24 protein-coding genes, 1 tRNA gene and 1 pseudogene are annotated in these 21,190 nt (G+C 33.5%); 12 read left to right on the top strand and 14 right to left on the bottom strand.

All coding sequences use genetic code 11. The features are described 5' to 3' along the window. Positions 1 to 310: 310 nt before the first annotated feature. Positions 311 to 1,330, top strand: a complete 1,020-nt coding sequence (locus CAI20_RS02575; RefSeq protein ID WP_019236868.1) for an Mrp/NBP35 family ATP-binding protein — start codon at positions 311 to 313, stop codon at positions 1,328 to 1,330. Between the two features lie 148 nt (positions 1,331 to 1,478). Further along, positions 1,479 to 1,706, top strand: a pseudogene (locus CAI20_RS06635) (helix-turn-helix domain-containing protein); the annotation flags it as partial. Positions 1,707 to 1,919: 213 nt separating this feature from the next. Here CAI20_RS06635 and CAI20_RS02565 read toward each other — a convergent pair. Both CAI20_RS02565 and CAI20_RS02560 read right to left on the bottom strand, forming a co-directional pair. After that, positions 1,920 to 2,471, bottom strand: coding sequence for a DNA-3-methyladenine glycosylase (locus tag CAI20_RS02565; RefSeq protein WP_012481934.1), 552 nt, complete (start codon positions 2,469 to 2,471; stop codon positions 1,920 to 1,922). A gap of 60 nt (positions 2,472 to 2,531) precedes the next feature. After that, positions 2,532 to 3,521 carry a hypothetical protein gene (locus CAI20_RS02560; protein ID WP_007302270.1) on the bottom strand — a complete coding sequence of 330 codons (990 nt, stop codon included), beginning with the start codon at positions 3,519 to 3,521 and terminating at the stop codon, positions 2,532 to 2,534. Between the two features lie 157 nt (positions 3,522 to 3,678). On the opposite strand from CAI20_RS02560, the gene mraY reads away from it, so the two are divergent. Beyond that, positions 3,679 to 4,659: a phospho-N-acetylmuramoyl-pentapeptide-transferase gene (gene mraY, locus CAI20_RS02555; protein WP_007302271.1), complete on the top strand. Its 981-nt coding sequence runs from the start codon at positions 3,679 to 3,681 to the stop codon at positions 4,657 to 4,659. 5 nt (positions 4,660 to 4,664) lie between these two features. Next, a complete protein-coding gene (locus CAI20_RS02550; RefSeq protein WP_007302272.1) occupies positions 4,665 to 5,258 on the top strand; it encodes a ribonuclease HII in 594 nt (197 codons plus the stop codon). 7 nt (positions 5,259 to 5,265) lie between these two features. Here CAI20_RS02550 and virB9 read toward each other — a convergent pair whose 3' ends face one another. The 3 genes from virB9 to CAI20_RS02535 form a co-directional block, all read right to left on the bottom strand. Next, positions 5,266 to 6,051 carry a P-type conjugative transfer protein VirB9 gene (gene virB9, locus CAI20_RS02545; protein WP_007302273.1) on the bottom strand — a complete coding sequence of 262 codons (786 nt, stop codon included), beginning with the start codon at positions 6,049 to 6,051 and terminating at the stop codon, positions 5,266 to 5,268. Positions 6,052 to 6,379: 328 nt separating this feature from the next. Beyond that, complete coding sequence (locus CAI20_RS02540; protein WP_125855783.1) at positions 6,380 to 6,745, bottom strand: histidine phosphotransferase family protein; 366 nt, start codon at positions 6,743 to 6,745, stop codon at positions 6,380 to 6,382. Beyond that, positions 6,730 to 7,005, bottom strand: a complete 276-nt coding sequence (locus CAI20_RS02535; protein WP_012481935.1) for a hypothetical protein — start codon at positions 7,003 to 7,005, stop codon at positions 6,730 to 6,732. The genes CAI20_RS02540 and CAI20_RS02535 overlap by 16 nt, the downstream gene beginning before the upstream one ends. A 137-nt stretch (positions 7,006 to 7,142) precedes the next feature. On the opposite strand from CAI20_RS02535, the gene purM reads away from it, so the two are divergent. Then, positions 7,143 to 8,180: a phosphoribosylformylglycinamidine cyclo-ligase gene (gene purM / locus CAI20_RS02530; RefSeq protein WP_019236866.1), complete on the top strand. Its 1,038-nt coding sequence runs from the start codon at positions 7,143 to 7,145 to the stop codon at positions 8,178 to 8,180. On the opposite strand, the gene purC is transcribed toward purM, so the two are convergent. Further along, positions 8,177 to 8,899, bottom strand: a complete 723-nt coding sequence (gene purC, locus CAI20_RS02525) for a phosphoribosylaminoimidazolesuccinocarboxamide synthase (RefSeq protein WP_007302276.1) — start codon at positions 8,897 to 8,899, stop codon at positions 8,177 to 8,179. The genes purM and purC overlap by 4 nt on opposite strands. 65 nt (positions 8,900 to 8,964) lie before the next feature. Between purC and trmD the strand changes: the two genes are divergently transcribed. From trmD to CAI20_RS02505, 4 genes are all read left to right on the top strand, one after another. Beyond that, positions 8,965 to 9,663: a tRNA (guanosine(37)-N1)-methyltransferase TrmD gene (gene trmD / locus CAI20_RS02520; RefSeq protein WP_149169005.1), complete on the top strand. Its 699-nt coding sequence runs from the start codon at positions 8,965 to 8,967 to the stop codon at positions 9,661 to 9,663. Continuing rightward, positions 9,660 to 10,037, top strand: coding sequence for a 50S ribosomal protein L19 (rplS, locus tag CAI20_RS02515; RefSeq protein ID WP_007302278.1), 378 nt, complete (start codon positions 9,660 to 9,662; stop codon positions 10,035 to 10,037). Before trmD ends, rplS begins: the two co-directional genes overlap by 4 nt. 252 nt (positions 10,038 to 10,289) lie before the next feature. Beyond that, positions 10,290 to 11,543 carry a PstA family ABC transporter permease gene (locus CAI20_RS02510; protein ID WP_007302279.1) on the top strand — a complete coding sequence of 418 codons (1,254 nt, stop codon included), beginning with the start codon at positions 10,290 to 10,292 and terminating at the stop codon, positions 11,541 to 11,543. Then, positions 11,540 to 12,337, top strand: coding sequence for a phosphoribosylformylglycinamidine synthase subunit PurQ (locus CAI20_RS02505; RefSeq protein ID WP_019236865.1), 798 nt, complete (start codon positions 11,540 to 11,542; stop codon positions 12,335 to 12,337). The genes CAI20_RS02510 and CAI20_RS02505 overlap by 4 nt, the downstream gene beginning before the upstream one ends. Positions 12,338 to 12,443: 106 nt before the next feature. Here the strand turns inward: CAI20_RS02505 and pdxH are convergent, their stop codons facing one another. The 3 genes from pdxH to CAI20_RS02490 are packed head-to-tail and all read right to left on the bottom strand — an operon-like array spanning position 12,444 to position 14,098. Then, entirely contained in the window at positions 12,444 to 13,037 is a 594-nt protein-coding gene (gene pdxH / locus CAI20_RS02500; RefSeq protein WP_006014087.1) for a pyridoxamine 5'-phosphate oxidase, read from the bottom strand. 15 nt (positions 13,038 to 13,052) lie between these two features. Continuing rightward, positions 13,053 to 13,868, bottom strand: coding sequence for a bifunctional DNA-formamidopyrimidine glycosylase/DNA-(apurinic or apyrimidinic site) lyase (gene mutM, locus CAI20_RS02495; RefSeq protein WP_149168767.1), 816 nt, complete (start codon positions 13,866 to 13,868; stop codon positions 13,053 to 13,055). 17 nt (positions 13,869 to 13,885) lie between these two features. Next, positions 13,886 to 14,098: a hypothetical protein gene (locus tag CAI20_RS02490; RefSeq protein WP_149168766.1), complete on the bottom strand. Its 213-nt coding sequence runs from the start codon at positions 14,096 to 14,098 to the stop codon at positions 13,886 to 13,888. Between the two features lie 28 nt (positions 14,099 to 14,126). Here CAI20_RS02490 and CAI20_RS02485 point away from each other — a divergent pair. After that, positions 14,127 to 14,199: transfer RNA gene (locus CAI20_RS02485), tRNA-Thr, on the top strand. A 141-nt stretch (positions 14,200 to 14,340) separates the two neighbouring features. Here the strand turns inward: CAI20_RS02485 and CAI20_RS06630 are convergent. The 5 genes from CAI20_RS06630 to CAI20_RS02455 all read right to left on the bottom strand — a co-directional run bounded on the left by CAI20_RS06630 (position 14,341) and on the right by CAI20_RS02455 (position 19,161). After that, positions 14,341 to 14,514 (bottom strand): hypothetical protein, encoded by a 174-nt coding sequence (locus CAI20_RS06630; protein ID WP_179943622.1) that lies wholly within the window; start codon positions 14,512 to 14,514, stop codon positions 14,341 to 14,343. Positions 14,515 to 14,737: 223 nt separating this feature from the next. Then, complete coding sequence (locus CAI20_RS02475; protein WP_019236861.1) at positions 14,738 to 14,992, bottom strand: hypothetical protein; 255 nt, start codon at positions 14,990 to 14,992, stop codon at positions 14,738 to 14,740. Between the two features lie 65 nt (positions 14,993 to 15,057). Further along, on the bottom strand, positions 15,058 to 16,206 hold the full coding sequence (locus CAI20_RS02470; RefSeq protein WP_230609011.1) for a M61 family metallopeptidase: 1,149 nt from the start codon (positions 16,204 to 16,206) through the stop codon (positions 15,058 to 15,060). Between the two features lie 749 nt (positions 16,207 to 16,955). Next, entirely contained in the window at positions 16,956 to 18,482 is a 1,527-nt protein-coding gene (locus tag CAI20_RS02460; protein WP_007302285.1) for an acyl-CoA carboxylase subunit beta, read from the bottom strand. Positions 18,483 to 18,606: 124 nt separating this feature from the next. Beyond that, a complete protein-coding gene (locus CAI20_RS02455; RefSeq protein WP_246111616.1) occupies positions 18,607 to 19,161 on the bottom strand; it encodes a hypothetical protein in 555 nt (184 codons plus the stop codon). A gap of 140 nt (positions 19,162 to 19,301) precedes the next feature. Here CAI20_RS02455 and der point away from each other — a divergent pair, with 140 nt between their 5' ends. Continuing rightward, positions 19,302 to 20,627, top strand: a complete 1,326-nt coding sequence (der, locus tag CAI20_RS02450; protein WP_149168764.1) for a ribosome biogenesis GTPase Der — start codon at positions 19,302 to 19,304, stop codon at positions 20,625 to 20,627. Between the two features lie 132 nt (positions 20,628 to 20,759). Next, a complete protein-coding gene (locus CAI20_RS02445; RefSeq protein ID WP_246111615.1) occupies positions 20,760 to 21,185 on the top strand; it encodes a hypothetical protein in 426 nt (141 codons plus the stop codon). Positions 21,186 to 21,190 lie beyond the last annotated feature (5 nt).

The raw sequence follows: 21,190 nt of genomic DNA, 5'->3' as shown, positions 1-21,190 counted from the left end.
TAGAATTAACACATTCATTATTGTCTCTATGTATAGCTAGGCTAAGTAGTGTTAAAGTGCGTTCCCCACCTCTTGGAAATTGTGTAGTATATCAAGTGATAAGAACTTTAGTAAATCATTTCCTGAAACTGCTTCCAAGATATCGCTGATGCTCCTTCCATTCCATATAGATCTTTTTAGCTAAAAATACAAATCTTTTTGTTTTCGTGTTAAATTTTGATGATTTAGCATATTCTTGTAACCTCGTTTTAAAGTCAGTGCAGTTTAATTATTCTATGTTAGTATACACCAATAGAAAAAATTTCATCATATGTTCTGGAAAAATTTTACACAGGTTAATGAGGAAATCGTAAGAGAGAGCCTAAAAAAGGTTATAGAGAAGAAAAGTGGTAAGAATGTTGGTGTAGTATCCTCAATTGTTATTAAGGGTAAAGATGTTGCTTTTGCTCTTGAAGTTACTGAGCCAAATGAAGAATTAAGAAAAAATTGTGAGCAAGCTGTTAAGGCGATACCGGGAGTAGGAAAGGTTACTGTAGTTGCTACTGGTCAAAAACAAGCTAGGCAACAAAAAGCTAAACTTCATATCGAAGGAGTGAAAAATATAATTGTCGTTGCTTCTGGTAAAGGAGGTGTGGGTAAGTCGACAGTTGCACTAAATCTAGCTCTTTCGTTAGCAGAATTAAAACATAAAGTTGCGCTAGTTGATGCAGATATATATGGTCCTTCGATTCCTAAAATGTTGGGCACTGAGAAATTAAAACCAGAAATACAGAGTGGTAAAGCAATGCCTATAGAGAAACATGGTCTCTATACTATTTCAATTGGCTATTTTATTGATAAGGACCGCGCAGTAATATGGCGTGGACCTATGATCACAAAAGCACTTTACAATTTGCTAATGGGAACAAGGTGGTCTGATATAGAATATTTAATCATTGATACACCGCCTGGCACTGGCGATGTACATTTAAGTCTGATGGAGAATTTTAGTTTAACTGGAGCAATAATAGTTTCAACTCCACAGGAGCTTGCTTTAATCGATGCACAAAAAATTTATGATATGTTCACAAAGCTCAGCGTGCCAATTATCGGCATTGTGGAAAATATGAGCTATTTTGTTCAAGATAATTCAAAAATACACATATTTGGAAAAGGTGGTGCAAAAAAAATGTCTGAAGAGCTGGGAGTCAAACTCTTGAGCAGAGTTCCTCTAGATCCGCAAATATGTAGTGCTTCTGATTGTGGAAATCCTTCAATACTAAGTGAGGATTTAGTAAGGATTTATGAAGGCATTGCTAAAGATGTTAGGTCTTTTGTATGCAGTCTATAAAGTTTTTTTAAACTACTTTAAAATAGGTAGAATGTAATTTTAGGTGAATAAAATATTTCAAATGGCAGCAGCTACCTCGTATCTGAACAGACAATAGACTTCTTGGATAACTTAAGAAACAAGTAGTAGAAGCAATATTAGGGAAGGTATAAATTTTGAGCAGATAAGTAAACTTGATGAAGAGAAGCTTCGAAGACTAAGAGGAGTAAAAAGAAAAACATTGGAAAAATAATAGAAATTTTAATAGAGGAAGAGGCCAAGAAAAAGGCAAGAGGAGGAAAACCAAATATATTTATTAATAGCACTCGAATATTTGTGTAAATACCGTACATATTTCCATATAGTGCAAAGCTATGGAATAAGTGAAAGTTCTTGCTAACGGCTGAATAGAAGATGCATTGATAAAACATCCAGATTTCAGGAAGATAAAGAGCTATTAAAGTTAAATAGGAGTATGCAAAAGTTTTATAAAAAGGGAATGTTCAACTCCCCCACAGAAGATCAAAAAATATCCTTAGGTTATCCAAGAAGTCTATTGTTGGTAAACATAAAAGGCTATTTGCCTTTTTATCTAGTTTATGCAGGAGGTCTAATATTTATTGTTGAGTGTGATTTTAGGCATGTCTGCTAAAACGCAACTTTTAAATCGCCAAAATTTCTCCTTGCCTTTACTAATTCCGATTCTTGGAGTGCACACATAATCTGGTTTGAGGTGATATTCATAGAGACAAAATTCATGACTTATAGTCAGGTCTTGTTTATTATGTTCTTTTGTAATGTTTAATTTTTTGCACAGTATGCCTGGCCCGCCTAAATTTGCTTCAAGCGGTTCAGTGAGCTTTAATCCTCGTATTAACACTGCTGCTGGGAATCCTTCTGCTTCTGTTACAATATTTAGACAATAGTACATTCCATATATAAAATATACGTACGAAAACCCTGGCGTACCAAACATTACTGAGGTTCGATTAGTATAGCCTCTTGCTGCATGACAAGCTGGGTCATCCATTCCTATATACGCTTCAACTTCAGTTATTATTCCACTAAAATTAGAAAATTTCAGCATCTTGCCTAGCAGCTCCCCAGCTACGGTTAAAGTTGGCCGTTCATAGAAATTTCTTGGTAATATTGTGTTATTCATCATAGAAGTACAAGTTACTTACATTTGCAAGCAACTCATACTATTTTCGCTTTTCCTTATTTAGATAAGAGGATACCTACATCTCTGAGAAGTAGAAGTTGGTGTTGTTGTCACATTTGTTACATCTGTTGAAGGCTGCTGTAAAACCTTGACTGATTCAGAGCTCTTTTGTTGCAATTGCGGTACTAACGCTTCATATAAAGATTTTGGTTCACGTCTCTTACCTATTTTGACTTCTTTATTTGCACGCAACTGCTCTGCAGTAACACCGTTGCCTTCAAGGAGAGTTACACCATTATTACCATCAATGTTAACTTTAATTTTGCATTCTCTTCCATCAACATACCACTTTAAAGTCATTTCATATAACCCACTAATTATTTCATAAACTCTTTCCTCATTATCACTATCATTATTAATATAGCAACATGCCCCTCTCTTTTTTTCTTGATTAGGATGACAAAATGTAATTGTTCTTACACCATACTCTTTACATATACTACCGCCTAGAAGTTTAGCTATATCTACTCCTTCTTTATTGGCATGTAGCACAACTCTTACGGTAGGATAAACAATATTACCTTCCCTTTTGCCTTCTTTTATCATTATGGACTCTATGGTATATACCTTCGATATCTCTGCCTTAATTTGGTCAGCAATCTTGCCTACAATCTCTTTACCATGATAGTGAGATTCTCCTTTCTTCGGAGAAAAAGGTTCTTTGTTCGTAATATTAGTGTCAGAATCATTCTGTAACTCAAAGAATTTATCCCATTCTTCATCACTGTCTAATTTGATATATCCACGCTTGTCCTTGCCTGATACTGCATTCTGAATACTAGACGATCCTTCTGTTACAGTTGTACCAGAGCTATTGCCTTTACCTTTTAGAAGAACAAGATGCTCTTCTGACCTTTCTTCCTTACTCAACTTTGAAGCTGCATCACCAAAAGAAGGTTTCTCTACTATATGCGTGTAAGAACTTTTAACTCGACTCTCATTATCAGGTACTGTATTAGCCCACAAAAGCTTTTTAATATAATCTAACATATGCCACCTCTTACCATTAACTAAATATCAGTATGCAAACTTTGCTATAACTAATCAATAACTAAATTTACTCCAAATAAAATAAGCTGATAAAAAGGTATAAATTGAGATTAGGTAAAGCTTTTGGTATAATATCTAGTTAATTTTGAATAGGCAGGTGATCTCAGCTACAAAGACGTTTTTTATCTCATTTATTTTTGGGTTTATTCTCTTTCCCTATTTTATAAAACTTCTAAAAAAGATAAGTAAAGATGGACAACCAATCAGATCATATGGACCAGAAAGTCATTTAATAACAAAAAAGAATATACCACCTATGGGTGGAATAATAATACTAACTTCTGCTTTATTACCAATCCTGCTTTGGACTCAATTAACACCAGAAATTTCATTGCTGGTATTTATAACTCTATTTTTTGCTCTACTTGGATTTATTGATGACTATTTAAAATTGAAGACAAATCACCACCGAGGTTTAAGTGCAAAAACCAAAATACTTATTCAGTTTGTCGTTACTCTGGTCTGTATGTTTATACTTAAGCTACAATCTGCTGAAGGTTTTACAAAAATTTCTCTATTTAGAGAAGTAGCAATCGACCTTGGCTATCTATATCTTCCGTTTGCTGCATTTGTTATTGTTGGCTCTTCTAATGCTGTGAATCTTACAGATGGCCTAGATGGCCTTGCTGCAACTCAAGCCATTACTTCCTTTGCTTTTTTGGGGCTAATTGCATACATCACTCAGACAGATGTAAACATTACTTTATTCTGCATTGCATTTATAGGAGCTATTTTAAGTTTCTTGTGGTTTAACACACATCCAGCAAAAATATTTATGGGTGATGTTGGAAGCCTATCAATCGGTGCAGCTTTAGGACTCACTAGTGTTCTAATTAAAAAAGAAATGCTTTTTGCCGTTATTGGAATAATCTTTGTAATAGAGACTTTATCTGTGATTATTCAGGTATCATATTTTAAATATACAAAATTTAGATATGGAGCAGGAAGAAGAATTTTCCTTATGACACCAATACATCATCACTTTGAAAAGAAAGGGTGGTCAGAAAATACAATAGTTATAAAATTTTGGATAATTTCTATTGCTTGTTCGATTTTTGCTTTAACTTTCTTATTATAGGAATTATGAAATATCCAGACTTTTCATTAGAAAATACATTATCAGGAATTATAGCAGGAGTAGATGAAGTTGGAAGAGGTCCGCTTGCCGGTCCAGTGATATCTGCAGCTGTAATATTTACTGATAGAGATACGGTTATTGATGGAATAAACGACTCAAAAAAGCTAACCCCTAAGTGTAGGCAAGTTCTATACGAAAAAATAACGTCTGTTGCAAAATTTGGTATAGGAATGGCAAGCGTAGAAGAAATAAACTCATACAATATTTTGCAAGCAACAAAGCTTTCAATGAAACGTGCGTTGGCAAACTTGAATCTAGAACTAGATTATGTGCTAGTTGATGGTAATCAACCACCTGAAGTAAAATGGCAAGTAAAATCTATAGTGAATGGTGATAGCTTAAGTATATCAATCGCAGCTGCTTCAATCGTTGCAAAAGTTACAAGAGATCGGCTTATGGAAGAATTGCATAATAAACATCCTCAATATAATTGGTATAAAAATAAGGGATATGGAACAAAAGAACACCTCAGCGCTATTGGCCTTCATGGAATTACGAAGCACCATAGAAAGAATTTTGCACCTATAAGAATACTATAGCCTTTAATCACTTACCTTTTTTGAAAGGTATGTTTTCATTAAACAGGCAGACTGTGCTTGATCCGTTTCTTAAGGTAAATACCGAGCTTACTCTTTCAATTATCAGGTAGTCATCAACTGTACGAAAATTTATCAAGGATTCATATCCTGCAGAATCAACCATAAAAACTGCCGGGAAATCAGAGTTTATTTTATTAAATTGTAGATATGTAAATTTTCCGTCATCAAAAACCTTAATTGGTATTATTGATTGACTGCCTTTAACGTGCGAGATGGAATAGTTAAAATTCAAGCCTTTCTTTATAACCTCAATATCACTTATATCAGGGATAGTGGTATGACTAGCTTGCTCTAGAATATCACCGTTACTCGTTGAATAAATTTCATCACTGTTGAACAGTGGATAAAGAAACCTTACTTCATATGCTAACCTTGGATCATCTAGCCCGTTTGCTTCTTCAGCATGAAACTCGAAATAATAAACTCTTTTGTTGGTAATTATAGTTGCATTAGTATCGGCAATATCATCTATAGGCTTAATAAATAATCTATTACCTTGAGGAAGGAGTTGCCAACCGGTTGCATCACCCATTGAAAGACTCTCTATTACCTCCCCTGGCTCAAACAATATGCTGGATTGATAACCATAAAAGCCCGTGTACTTATGTATAGCCTGTGGATTATAATTCATTACCTTTATGTGGTTATCACCAGCTATTGGTCTTGGTTCCTGTTTTGCAAGTGCATAACCACCACAAAAAAATAATAGTGCAACAAAGAGTACCCTAATCATAGTATCAAAATAAACTGATCTTCATTTTATCATTGATAGACATGCACTGCAACTGTTAAGCTATCCCAGTAGTAAGCGACAGAAAATGCAAGCTTCATAATAATTCATTACTGCAGGAAAAAGGGGAGTGTTAAATAAACTGTGTCAAACCTCCATTTTTTGTTTCTATTTTATTTTTACTTCTCGGTTTGACACAGTTTATTTAACACTCCCTGCAAAGAAATTAACTACAGATTTTATGTCTAAGTTACTCCACAAAATTTTTCCTTTCCTTATCCAAGATTCAAATTTATAGTATCGATTCCCTTTTATGAAATATGAAGCCATCTCAAGTTATAGTTAAGCCTATATTCAGTGAATTACTTTCACAAGTGCAATTGATTTTAGTGTTATACTGTTCTAACAGTAAAGAAGTCATATAGATAATAATGTCTTTTGTATCCAAACGAATATCATTTTTTTTTGTTAATTTGCTCACTAATAATGTACTTATTGATTTATGTTCATTTACTACTTTTATAGTGAGTAGTGTTTTATCTTCTGTTTTAGTCAGTAAAATAGACACTAATTCAATTTGTGCCACTGCACTGATTATAGTTATCACCATATTGGAAATTATCTTATTTATTTTTTCAATTAAGTTTTCTGTAGGACATTCACTTACTCTCCACTGAAGCTTTACTTTTTTTTTAATAAATAATTTTCTATATTGGATTTAGTCTTAACAAAGCTGCAATTATCTGATGAATGAGAATACGCTTGCTTCATAACTTTATATTTATATATTAAATCATCGGAGCTTTCTTTAAGCAATGACAATGCTTCGTTTTGCATATTAGGGTTGTTTTCTTCAAGCTCTTCCAATCCACCCACTATTCCTTGCATAGAACTAGCAAAATCATGAAGAATTCGTCCTGATAGGCACTCTGTTATTAACATTATGTTTTTATTCATTGGATAAAAGTATAAATGATTTAAGTTAACCCTATATTGGTAGGCATGTAGTAGTCAATTTAAGAGAAAGTTTCGTTGCGCTTTTTGTGTCAAAGCATTAATGTAGTATTAATAATTATAAGATTTGTGAAGGCGTTATGAATACTTATGCTAAATCTGGAATAGACCTTAAACTATATAATGAACTAATAAAAAAAGTTAAACCTATTATTGAAAAGACTAAAGGAGAAGAAGTAATTAGTGAAGTAGGATCATTTTCCGCATTGTTTGACTTTTCTTCGCTGAGTAAGAAATACGACCATCCAGTACTTGTTTCCTCAACTGATGGAGTGGGCACAAAACTATTAATAGCTCAAGAGGTGAATAAGCATGATACTATAGGTATAGACTTAGTTGCAATGTGTGTAAATGATTTACTTGCACAAGGAGCAACACCTTTATTTTTCCTTGATTACTTTGCAACAGGCGTTTTAAACAAAAACGTTTTATTGTCTGTAATCCAGGGCATTGCAGAAGGGTGCAAGGAATCTAAAATAGCATTAGTTGGTGGAGAAACTGCAGAAATGCCTGGAATGTATGGTAACAATCACTATGACCTTGCAGGGTTTGTGGTTGGTGTTGTTGATCGAAAGCAAATTCTTCCAAATTGTAGTATAATGAAAGCAGGTGACTGTGTAGTTGGTTTAGAATCAAATGGAATTCACTCAAATGGATTTTCTTTGGTGCGCCATATTTTTAAAAGCTTAGGTATAAATTATAATGATATATCTCCATGGAATAATAAATCTTGGGGTGAAATATTACTTAAGCCAACAAAGATATATGTTGATTCTTTGTTGCCTATTATGCCAAAGGTAAAAGGCATTGCGCATATAACAGGTGGCGGGTTAATAGACAATATTCCAAGAATTCTCTCAGGAAATTTATTTGTAGACATAAATATTAATTCTTGGAAATGGCCAGATATATTTTTATGGCTGAAAGAAGAAGGTAAAATAGAAAAGAGAGAAATGTTAAAAACATTTAATTGCGGCATAGGTATAGTACTGATTGTAGATCCCGATAATATGAAGGATGTGGAAAGCCATTTCCAAAAGCGTGGAGAAAAAATTGAGATTATTGGAAAACTTGATGAAGCATGTCAGCCTCCACTTGATAGAGTAGTATTTAGTTAGTCTAACTTTACCGACAGTCTTTTTGCAACTTCTGAGTATGCTTCCTTTAAGTTTCCTAGATTTAAACGGAAAACATCTTTGTCTAGCTTTTTATGAGTATTTTTATCCCATAGCCTACAATTATCAGGGCTGATTTCATCGGCTAAAATGATTTTAGTGCTGTTGTTTATCAATTTGCCAAATTCTAACTTGAGATCAACTAAATATATATTTGCATTTGAAAATAGGTCGACTAAGATTTTGTTGATCTTTAAAGTTGTAGTTTTAACTTCTTCCATTTCTTTATGGGATAACCAACCAAAATATAATATGTGATTTTCATTCACCATTGGGTCGGCTAGGTCATCATTTTTGTAAAAAAACTCGATTATAGGAGATGTAAGTGCCTCACCTTCTTTGATATTAAAACGTTTGCAAAAGCTGCCAGCTGCAATGTTTCTAACCACTACCTCAAGAGGTATTATCTTGAGCTTTTTGACTAGCTGTTCTCTTTCGTTTAGAGTGTTTATAAAGTGCGTGCTAATTCCTGCTTCTTCAAGCTTTTCCATGATAAAAGCACTAACATGATTATTAATTATTCCTTTGCCCTCAATAATTTCATATTTTTCCTTGTTGAACGCTGTAACATCATCTTTAAAGTACTGTATAACAGTTGATGAGTCTTCAGTTTCAATAATGACTTTGGCTTTACCTTCGTATATCGTTTTATTCAGTGACATGATTAATTTAGCTGTATACTATAAGATAATATCAAATTGCTGCTTAGTTTACTACAAATTTGCTAATGACGTTTAGTGTTACAATATTAACCATATTTCCAGAAATGTTCCCCGGATTTTTGAACTATTCTCTTGCTGGAAGAGCGTTGGAAAAAAAAATATGGAATCTTGAAATAGTAAATATTCGTTCTTTTGCTAAAGATAAACATTCAACTGTGGATGATATTCCATATGGAGGTGGAGCAGGGATGGTTATGCGCCCAGATGTGATTGGTAATGCAGTTGATAATGTGCTTTCTGCTCATAAAAATACTAGATTTATTTATATGACTCCATCTGGTACAAAATTTAATCAGAGAATTGCGAAGGAGTTAACAGAAATTCCTCATGTAACAATATTGTGTGGTCGATTTGAAGGTGTTGACCAAAGAGTAATTGATGTGTATACTCCTTATGAGTTAAGTATTGGAGATTATATACTTTCGGGAGGTGAGCCAGCTGCGATGGTGGTTCTTGATGCATGTATTAGGCTTCTTCCAGGTGTAGTAAATAATTTCGATAGCGTTGCTGAAGAAAGTTTTAGTTATAGTGGTGGTATACTTGAATATCCTCAATATACTAGACCTGAGCAGTGGAGTAGGTACAAAGTTCCTGAGGTTCTGTTGTCTGGCAATCACAGAAAAATAAGTGATTGGAGAAGGGAACAGTCATATGTTAGAACAAAGGAACGTCGACCTGAATTGTTGAATGGAGATGATAAATGACAAACTTACTTGAAAAATTTAACGAACAACAAATACAAAGGTTAGCCAAAGAGATGCCAGCTTTTTGTCCTGGCGATGATTTGAAGGTCACTTTTAAGGTAGTTGATAGTACGGGTGAGCGTATACAGATATTTGAGGGCGTATGTATATCAAAAAGAAATCGTGGATTACACTCTTCTTTTTCAGTTAGAAAGGTAAGTCATGGAGAAAGTATAGTATCACAATTTTTTGTTTACTCTCCTGCATTAATTTCAGTACAAGTGATGAGAAAGGGAAAGGTCCGTAGAGCAAAATTATATTATCTGTGCAAGCTATTTGGGAAAGCTGCAAGGATCAAAGAACGTACTACTTATGTTAAAAAAAAATCTAAGTAGATACAATAGGGAGTGATGTCAATTGTATCATCTCAAAACTCTCTCTTATTATCCCAGTGTGTGACGCACAACTGTACTTTCCCTCCTGCTGTGGTGTCATCCCAATGTTTGACACTGGGATCCAGATTCTCCTTTTGGTTTGTGCTTTCATGGAAAATATAAAAATTATTTGCAGGCAAAGCCTGTTAGATCTCAGTTCAAGCACTGGAAAAAGGGGAAAGTCTTTTCAAATCCTCATGTAAAGAAAAGTAAATGGGTATAATAAAGAAAAACTTTCTTAAGTTACTTCAATCTAAGCGCGTACATGCTCGTGTAAAAAGAAAAAATAAAAAGAACAACATTTTATGCTTTTGCTCTTTTACAGCACTGATTGTCTCAATTGGGTGTCCTATATGTATATTACTAAGTATATTAGTTAACTCTTACAGTGCTTTAACAGTAACGAAAATTTTATTACCAGTTGAAATAAATGCTGATCTTATTTTAACTAATAATCCTGGTGATTTACGATATAAGTCCATTGGCTTACTCAACAATTCTTTACGTAAGGTGTTTGAAGGAACTGATTTTAAAGACGGTGACGAAATTTTAAGTCGTAATTCTTACAAAGAACTAGAGAAATTTTTTCATAAGAAAGTAAAAGATAGTGGTGAATATGAGATCTGGTTTACCGCGTCAAGTATAATTAATTCAATAAATAAATATAAACATTTGAATGATCATTATGCTAAATTACTTGATTGGTTAAAAGAGAAGGGAAGAGTAAGAAAATTTTTTAATAAGTCTCTGTTTCTTAAGTCTGATTCTTGTGAGCCTGAGAATGCAGGGATTTTAGGGGCATTTATCGGTTCATTAATGACAATTATAGTATGCTTAGCGTTGGCATTGCCAATAGGAATTATGTCAGGTATCTGTCTTTATGAATTTATGCCTAGAAATAGGCTAATAACCAGTATTGTAGAAATTAGCATGAATAACCTTGCTGCAGTGCCTTCGATAATATTTGGTGTGGTAGGACTGACTCTCTACTTGGGCATATTTGGTTTACCCCGTTCTTCACCGCTTGTTGGCGGGATGACTCTTTCATTTATGATGCTGCCTAATATTATTATTGCAACAAAAAATGCCTTTACAAACGTTCCTATTGCAATAAAAGATGCAGCGTTTGCGCTAGGTGCACCTCACATCAAGGTGATATTGGATCACTCTTTACCGATTGCGTTGCCACGGATAATACATGGTGCAGTGCTTGCAATTGCAAGGATTTTAGGCGAATCTTCCCCTTTACTTATGATAGGCATGGTAGCATTTATTGCTGATACACCTACATCCTTCTTCGATCCGGCAACTGTTTTACCTGTACAAATATACATATGGTCAAGTAGTCCTGAAATTGCATTTATTGAGCTTGCTGCCATTGCAATTATAGCTTTATTGTTAATGCTATTTGCTTTGAATTTAATAGCAAATTTTGTAAAAAGAAAGTTCGAGTTTTTTGATTCATGAAAATTACAATCCTATCTGGTTATGGCTTAAATTGCGAAAAAGAAACTGCATTTGCATTTATGGAATGTAGCAGAAAGCTTGGTATTAATAATATTGAAGTAAAAATCGTTCACATTAATGATATTATAGATAATCCAAGTGAACTGAAATTAAGCAATATACTTGCAATTCCAGGAGGTTTTTCCTATGGTGATGACACTGGTGCTGGTAATGCGTTTGCTTTGCGTATAAAAAACAACTTGTTAGACGAATTTCAAAATTTCTTATCTCAGGATAAGCTTATTATAGGGATATGTAATGGTTGCCAGATATTAGTAAAGTTAGTTCCAGAATTCTCTAATCTAGCTTTAACCTCTAATGATATAGGTAATTACCAATGTCGTTGGATTAGAGTGAGAGTTAATCCGCAGAGTAATTCTGTTTGGCTACGGGGCCTGAGTGAACTATATCTCCCTATTGCTCATGGGGAAGGCAAATTTTTTATGGATCAAGATACTTTGAATCAATTGATTGAAAATAATTCCGTTGCACTGCGTTACGTTGATGAAAATGGTGACTATGCAAATTTACAATTTCCTTACAATCCAAACGGATCTATATACGACCTGGCAGCTTTGTCAGACAAAAGTGGTAGAGTTTTAGCTTTAATGCCTCACCCAGAGAGAGGAATATTTTTTACTCAGCAGGACAACTGGCCTCTTGAAAAAGAAAAATGTAAACGTTCAGGAGTGGCTATGCCAAAATATGGTGATGGAATGCTCATATTTGAGAATGCACTAAAATATTTTGCGTAAGTATTACAATACATTACATACAACAAGTTTTTAAACCATAAAAAGTTACTTGATCAGGATGACAATAAATCTTTATTTTTGATCTGCAGAGTAGCTTTCTCTAACGTTAGGGATATAATTGTTCCACTTTCCAATTGCTTTTCTCAACAAGAGTATATCTAAATCTAGTGTGTCTCCTATATTCACCTTCTTGCCAAAATTCAATTACCTTTGGGATTACGCAAAATCCCACCCAAAAGTCAGGACGAGAAACTTGTGTATTGTGAAATTCTTTCTCTTTCAATTCTATAGCCTGCTCAAAATCTTGCCAATTTTTCAGAACTCTTGATTGTTTTGAGCACCACGCGCTAATTTGACTATCGCGTGCTCGAGAGGAGAAATATTCGTCAGCCTTTTTGCCGCTTAGAAGCCTAACTTCTCCTTCAATTCGTACTTGTCTAGAAAATTCTGTCCAATGAAATACGAGTGCAGCTTTGGGGTTCTCAGTCAATTCTTTTCCTTTTCTACTGTTTACGTTAGTAAAGAACACAAAACCTTCTTTACTATACTCCTTTAGTAATACCACTCTTGCAGATGGAATGCAGTCTTTGCTACACGTTGCTAGCGTCATTGCAGTTGACTCTTTACACGGAAAATTAAGTACTTCTTGATACCACTTTGAGAACAAATCAAAAGGATCTTTTTCAGGTAAGAGTGTCATATGCAAAAATAAAATTTAATTCTGACATGCATTGCAAAAATAAGTGCTACGACCATTTTGTCGTATAAGTGTTATGATATTGTTGCAGATTCTGCAAGGTTTTTGCACTTTACCATATACGTAAAAGTTATTTTGAAAGTATCCAGCAGATCCAGATGGTTGTGCATAATCTTTCAGTGTTGAACCACCAGCAGCAATTGCATCACTCAGAGTATTTTTTATTTCGATAGCAAGTTTTTCGCACTCTATATATGTTAAATCTTGTGCTAGCCTAAGTGGTGATATGCGAGCTCTAAATAAGCTCTCAGAAGCATATATGTTACCTACGCCAACTATTAGCTTATTATTCATTAATACTGATTTGATATTTGCTTTTCTGCTCTGTAGCAACTTCTGTAAATAATTTCCATTAAATTCATCTGTGAGGGGTTCTATTCCTAGGTTATTAAAAAAATTTAGTTCTTGCTCTCTGTTTAAAACAATCACTAATCCAAACCTTCTTGGGTCATTAAAGATTAGTGAAGTGTTGTCAGAAAATAAGAATATCACATGATCATGTTTGTTCTGTGCTTGATTGTCTTCAACATATATAAGCTTTCCGCTCATGCCGAGGTGTATGATTACAGCCATACTAGCATCTATATTCGAGATTATATATTTACCTCTACGCTTGATATCATTTATAACTTTGCCCTTTAGCAAATCATCAATATTCTTCGTTATTGGTACACGCAAATTCCAATTATTGACTGTAACATTGCTTATTTTCTTATTTTTGATTTTATCAAATAAGAAGTTAGAGATGACTTCCACTTCTGGGAGTTCTGGCATGATACCTCCTTCAAAACTTAAGTTTCTGATGGTAATTTTGTTGTTAAAGCTTCCTCAAATACGTTTGGGTATTCTGCAGCGCTTTCTCCTAAAAATTCCTCACCACAAACAAATTTTGGAAGGGGTCTGCTTTGTCTACTCTGTTGCTGTTTTTTTCTTTTTAGAATATTTTGCTTTAAAGCTTTTGCCAATCTTTTTCTCTCTTCTTCTTTTTCCTTATTTTTTTTCATGTTATTCATTATCATAATACGTGAACTTGCCGTTGTAGCTCAGGTGGTAGAGTACGTCATTGGTAATGACGAGGTCCCAAGTTCGAATCTTGGTAACGGCAGTTTAGAGGACGATATTCATAAAGTCAATCCTCTAGATGCTAATTAGATTATAGAAAAACGTCTAGTAAATACCTTTTATACACTACCATTAAGCTGCTTTTTCAGTATTACTATTCAATAATACCTGCCGTAATTTTTCTTTAGAAAATCCATGCATTAAAAGAAATTGTATAATCCTTTGCCAAAAATCCCTCACAATATACTGAAGGATTATTAAAACTTACGTTGGCAGGGTTAAACCTGTTACCATAACTTCCCCCACCACAAATATTTTCATAACAACACTGCTTACAATCGTCAGGCCTGTTTTCCATATCACTCAAAAAGTTATTAAAAAATTTATCTGATGAGAACTTAGCCCAACTAGTATTGCTTATGTTATATTCAACAAACTTATGAGGGACACATGTTCTCAAATCATCTAGTGGGCCGAGATTACCATTATTGGAAACACATATTAACGGTAATACAAAAGGACTTCTTTTGCCAAATCCTTCAACTCTTGAATAATTACCGTAAAATAGCTCTAATGAAAAGTTATATAGAAATTTCTCTATCCTTTTTATGATAGTTCTCAGTCAGGTCTTCTTTTATCTTATCTGCCCAGCATATATTACCATGCCCTCCACCATCTCTATCAAACTGACAATGGCTATTGTGATTATTTCTACCATGAAAATTATCTGAAAGCTTTTCTATTCTTTTAAGTATGACACTACTACTAACTTGACCGATATTAGCGCTAAGAAGCTCTAATAATAAATCCACTTGTTTTTCTTTATTGTTTACCATAATTATTTTGCCTTAAAATAGCAAAGTCTAGGTTTACTATAGCTTTTGTCAAGCATTTATCTGAGCTATTTATATATTGGAATGCTACTCGTCATTTTATTTGCTTTCAAATGTATAACTTTCGGTATCTTGTTTTCAAGGACTTTTAACTTAATATTACCACTATTAAAGTCAATACTATAACACTTTAGTTCTTGACCATCCTTGAGTCCCATATTATGGCAATCACTACCTAATTTAACCCCACGTATCTTTTGTAGCTCTAGACTTCTGGTTAAGTTAAAGCATATATCACTATACTTATCAGTATCTTGGAAAGTTAAATTTTTATTTAGTAATCTACTGGGTAATAGACTGAGAAGTATGCTAGAATCTCTTATAGAGGCTATGATGTCTTTTATAAGGGACTCTGGTAAGTAATGTTTTAAATGACTTGCAAATAAGTCAACATTAAAATTAACTTTCTTTGAAGTTATTTCACTTATTATATTATTTATAGTAGTCAATAAGTTATACCTTCCATTACTAACCTCATTTAATTTCTCATCTATTATCATTGCAAGAATAAAACCTTTGTTATAACTCAACATGCTTATGTTTTGATCAAGTAAATGCTTTTGATTTGTTTTTTCGAAATCAATATTAGGTATTAAAGAATTAAAATACTCTTTTAAAGTAATATTAATTATTTTTAAGTACTCATCTTTATCAATAAGTTTCGTGTCAAGTAAGGTTTTCACTCCATAAAATTCCGTAAATCCTTCAAAAAACCACTTATATTTTATTTCATTTTTCTTATCGTTGTCTTGCTCTATTATATGTCCTATATATCTGTGAATTAATTCATGTGATATCACTCTAGTATAATCTTTGATATTTTTTTTTAAGCTTCCCTCAATAATTACATAGTCCTTTCCTGCAGCACCTGTAGTTCTACTAAGATTGGGATTATCAACAAGTACTATATTATACGGCTTACTTTCTAGTATGAATAAGTTATCTTGAGCTAAGATAATTTTATTAATAATATTTACAAGACTGATACTATTATGAGCATTGGTATAAAGCTTATTTCTTTTATCAAGATCAAAACTTCTAAAATTGTCAGTTCTAATAATTTTTTCTATATTATCAAAAGGTTTTCTAAAAGGTAAAAAATCAGGTGAGTTTTTTAAATGTGATGAAGAGTTATCTAAAGCAATAGCAGAATGCATATACTGAATGTATATAAGGAAAAAACAAATAATATAATTTAATAGACTGTGTACATTTTTAAGCTTAATGTTTGCCATAAATAAAACAGGACATTGAGAAGTGTAAGTAATTACGATTAAGCAAATATAATTTATTGCTAAGTAGGTGATAAGGATAATTTTAATTATCTCTTTAAAACTTTACTCTTCCCATATTATTGAACACCTTATAATAAAGACTGAGAAGAAAGTTACAAAGGATTGTATATTCTTATCATCATAGCGCTTTTACTACAGTAATAACACTAAGAATAACTATAAGTTTCTTTGAATGATAGTTGAATTTTGATTGAAATTTTGAGGCTATAAAAACCGTAGGTACCAGTTGGTTTTTATTAGCTAAAGTAAACGTCAAATATCTGGAATTCTGGACATAAAATCCTCCTTTGAAAAAAAAGATTAGAAAAAAATGCAATGCACATACGACAGAAATTAAGTATGTGTGTATGCACCCACATACGCTGAAGAGGATACACTACATTTTTTTATGAGTTTGATTGTTTAATAAAAAAAAGTCTGCAGACAAAGATAAATTTTTGAGCTCTAAAAGTATCTCTAATTGTCATTATAATCAGATTTAGAATATGCGGAAGTAATTTTTTAGCTATAAGAATATATTATAGAAAAAAGGAACCCAAAAGTTAGCGTTATTGGTAATCCAACTTGGTGTAACGGCACTGTAGACCTTACAATAAAGACTGAGAGGAAAGTTACAAAGGAAGATTATCATGCTTCTTCCATATTCTTTCTACTTTCTTGTTTTTAAGTAGCTCTAGTGCTTTGTGAAAGTGATGCCTTGTTTTACTTGGCACTATAATGTCATCAATGTATCCATGTGATGCAGCAAAAAATGGATTAGCAAATTTCTCTTTATATTCTTTGATTAACGTTTGCTGGTCTTTTTCATGCCTAAATATAATTTCAACTGCACTTTCAGGGCCCATTACAGCTATTTCAGCAGTTGGCCAAGCATAATTTATATCACCTTTTAAATGCTTTGAGTTCATAACAATATATGCACCACCATACGCTTTTCTAGTGATAAGGCTAATTTTCGGCACGGTCGCTTCAGCATAAGCGTAAAGCAGTTTCGCTCCGTGTTGTATTATATTATTGTATTCTTGATTTGTACCTGGCAGGAAACCTGGAACATCAATAAGTGTGATGATGGGAATGTTAAATGCGTCACAAAATCTTACAAACCTCGCAGCTTTTCTTGAAGAGTCAATATCCAAGCATCCTGCAAGGTGCATAGGTTGATTTGCAACAACACCAATAGTATTTCCTCCAATTCTGCCAAAGCCAATTATGATGTTACGGGCAAAATCGGGTTTTAGTGCAAAAAATTTCCTTTCATCACACACCTTTTCAATAAGTTCATACATATCATAAGGAGTATTAGGATTACTAGGAACTAGAGTGTTCAAAGATTCATCAACATCATCAATTAAGTTGCAGATTGGTACAGATTTCGTTGACTCTTGATTATTTACTGGTAAAAAGGTAAGGAATTCACGGATTCTCAGCAGCATTTCAACATCGTTATTGAACGCAAAATCTGCTACTCCTGTTTTGCTTGTATGAATTTTTGCTCCACCAAGATCTTCGTGGCTTACATCTTCATAGGTAACTTTTTTCACTACATCTGGTCCGGTTATAAACATGTATGAGCTATTTTTTACCATGAAAATAAAATCGGTTAGCGCTGGAGAGTAAACTGCACCGCCAGCACATGGGCCCATGATTAGAGAGATTTGTGGTATAACGCCTGATGCATTTACATTCCTTTGAAAAATTTCTCCGTAACCAGCAAGGGAATTTACTCCCTCTTGAATTCTAGCTCCACCAGAGTCGTTTAGTCCGATAATTGGAATCCTGGCATTAATTGCCATATCCATAATTTTGCATATTTTTTTTGCATGTGATGCACCAAGTGATCCACCAAAGACAGTGAAATCCTGAGAATAAACAAAAACTTTTCTGCCATGAATAGTACCATGGCCAATTACAACTCCATCACCTAAAAAATCAGCATTTTGCATGCCAAAATCAGTTGCGTGATGCTTCACAAACTTATCATACTCTTGAAATGAATTTTCATCGAGCAATATACTCAGCCTTTCTCTAGCGGTTAGCTTTCCTTTTTCATGTTGCTTGTTAACTCTATCAGGACCTCCTCCTTTTTCGGCTTCTAATGTTTTGATCTTTAGAGTTTCTAGTATTTCAGAGTCTTGCATGTAGTAAAATAACTTTCAAATTGGTTGTAAACTTTATTGAGCTTACAAATCCTATTGATTATACACATACACCGTTACTGCATGCAACGGTGTATGTGTACGATAATTAATGCGCTAGCAATTTCTATTTAATATTTTGAGAATGCTGAGACTCACTAACATTCTGTGCACTTGCACTTGTTACACCTGTTGATGGATTAATTGTTATAACTTCTCTTTCAATTCCTTGTAAGTTTGAAGCCAATGAGACCAATTTTGCTAGAGTCATGTCATTATATTTATCCATCTTCTTATTCTCATAATAGCCAATTTTTATTTTTACAGCTTTGTTTTCCTCGAAGTCCTCAGGACTTATATTATCACTTAAATCAGTACAAAATACGTTACCATTTCCACTAATATTTAAAGCAATACTGCAATCTCTATCACCCACTTTCCAGTCAAATTTAATTATACAAGACTCATTTAGTATTTGATAAAGCCTTACACCATCATCACTTTGTGAAACACGCACCAACCTTTTATCTTCTGGAGATACCAATGTAAAAGCTCCAATTTTTGGATTACTATCCTTTAAGGCTTTACCAGGAAATGAGTTATCAAATTTTAACTCACCTCTGCCTTCTTTTAACGATACCCATGCAGTAAATGATTTATCTTCTTTTCCTCTCAACCTCACATCTATAGAATCATTACCTGTATATTCAGCAATTCCTTTTCGAATTACACTTTTAGGATAGGTATATAATCTATCAAGTCAATAGTTAAATTAAAAAATTTTGATTATAATTTACTATTTATAAAATACGCTCTTAAACTATGCTGAAAATAGTCATAATAGGCCTTCCAAATGCAGGCAAGTCAACTCTATTTAATAGGCTGGTGGGAAGAAAAGCAGCGGTAGTTAGTGACATTCCAGGAGTAACGAGAGATAGGCGTGAAGGAATTGGAAGAATTAGTGATTTAGAGTTTAAAGTCATAGATACAGGAGGATGGAATGACCAAACCAGTTTTTCACTACAAGTTATTGAACAAATAGAGTTTTCTTTGTCGAGTGCAGATGTAGTTTTCTTTCTTATTGATGCAAAAGTGCAAAACGAGCAGAACAAAGAGTTTGCAAAGTGGCTGAAGAGAAAAACAAATAAACCTGTAATACTAATAGCAAACAAATGTGAAAGTCATAAATCGGAAAATGTTGATTATTTGCAGTTTTTCAATTTCATAGGTCCGGTATACATCTCAGCCGAACATAATCTTGGTATGATTGATCTTTATGATGCATTAGCTAGTGTTATTGAAGGTCTTAGCGAAGGCACTGAGCTGCCTGAAAGTGAGTCCATTAGACTGAGGATTGCAATCATCGGTCGCCCAAACGTTGGAAAATCAACTTTTTTAAACAGTTTACTTGCAGAAAATAGACTAATAGTAAGCTCAGAACCCGGTACCACGCGTGACTCTGTGGATATTTCATACGAACATAATGGGAAATTAATCACTCTCATCGACACTGCGGGAATCCGCAGAAAGGCAAATGTTGTTGATAACTTAGAATCAAGATTTGTTGAAAAAAGTATAGAGTCAATAAAGCGCTCTCATGTAGTGATTTTAATGTTAGATTCCTTGCTTGGCATTGAGCAGCAGGATTTATCAATTGCTGAAGCTGCAATTAAAGGGGGGAAGGGAATTATCATTGTTTTAAATAAGTGGGATTTAATAGGTAAGGATGACAGAAGTAAGTTAATAAAATTTGTCAAACAACAGGAAGTGACTCGGTTATTTTTGGAAGTGCCAACTGTAACAATTTCTGCATTGAAAGGTATGCGCTGTGGTGATGTGATAGATAAGTGTCTTGAAGTGAGTGAATCCTTAAACAAGAAGATCAGCACTGCAAAACTGAATAATTGGCTAATAGATGCTGTGGAAAAACATTCTCACCCACTTATAAAAGGTAGAGAGATTAAAATGAAGTATATTGCTCAAATTGGCACCAAACCTCCAGCTTTTTCTTTGGTATGCAACGTCCCGGAAAGTGTTGATGAGAGTTATAAACGTTATTTGACTAATGGTCTTAGAAAAAACTTCTTTGTTGAAGGTGTACCAGTTAGATTGCTTTTGAAAAAGAATAAAAACCCCTATGTAAAGTAGATAATCTTGTTTTACTAATAATATACTTTTTTATCTTAGTAATATTATTAATAAGTAAATAATATTACTTAAATAAGCAGTTGATAAATTAATATTATATAGCAAAGTATTAACTTGTTTAGTACTTTTGCTATGAATTATAAAGGACAAGATTTAAGGCCTGGATCTCCACATACTTTCACGGTTGATACACCTTTAGTATTTCAGTGGCTTCCAAAAAGATATGGATACCCGATTCCAGAAAAATATTTGGAAAGATTGAGCAATTGGGCAAAAAGGGAAGATACGCGTGTAGTGAAATTAGTAATAAATGGATCTGGTTTTACTCCTACGCAACGTAAAGAGTTGGAGAATAAAATATCAAACAGAGAGTTTAACCCAAACAAAAACATAGAGCTTATAGACTTTAATGAGCTGGATTTAGGAGAGTATGAATTTAGCTTTCACTTACAAACAGATAAGAAAACAGAACTATCTAAATGTCCTTTATACACTGTATCTCAATATTTCAAAGATCTATACTCTATTCCAGAAAGTAAAATTTTGGTGTTGAGATAGACAGT

Source organism: Wolbachia endosymbiont of Chrysomya megacephala, from assembly GCF_008245065.1.
Taxonomy (GTDB): domain Bacteria; phylum Pseudomonadota; class Alphaproteobacteria; order Rickettsiales; family Anaplasmataceae; genus Wolbachia.
This window is presented reverse-complemented; position numbering and strand designations above follow the sequence as displayed.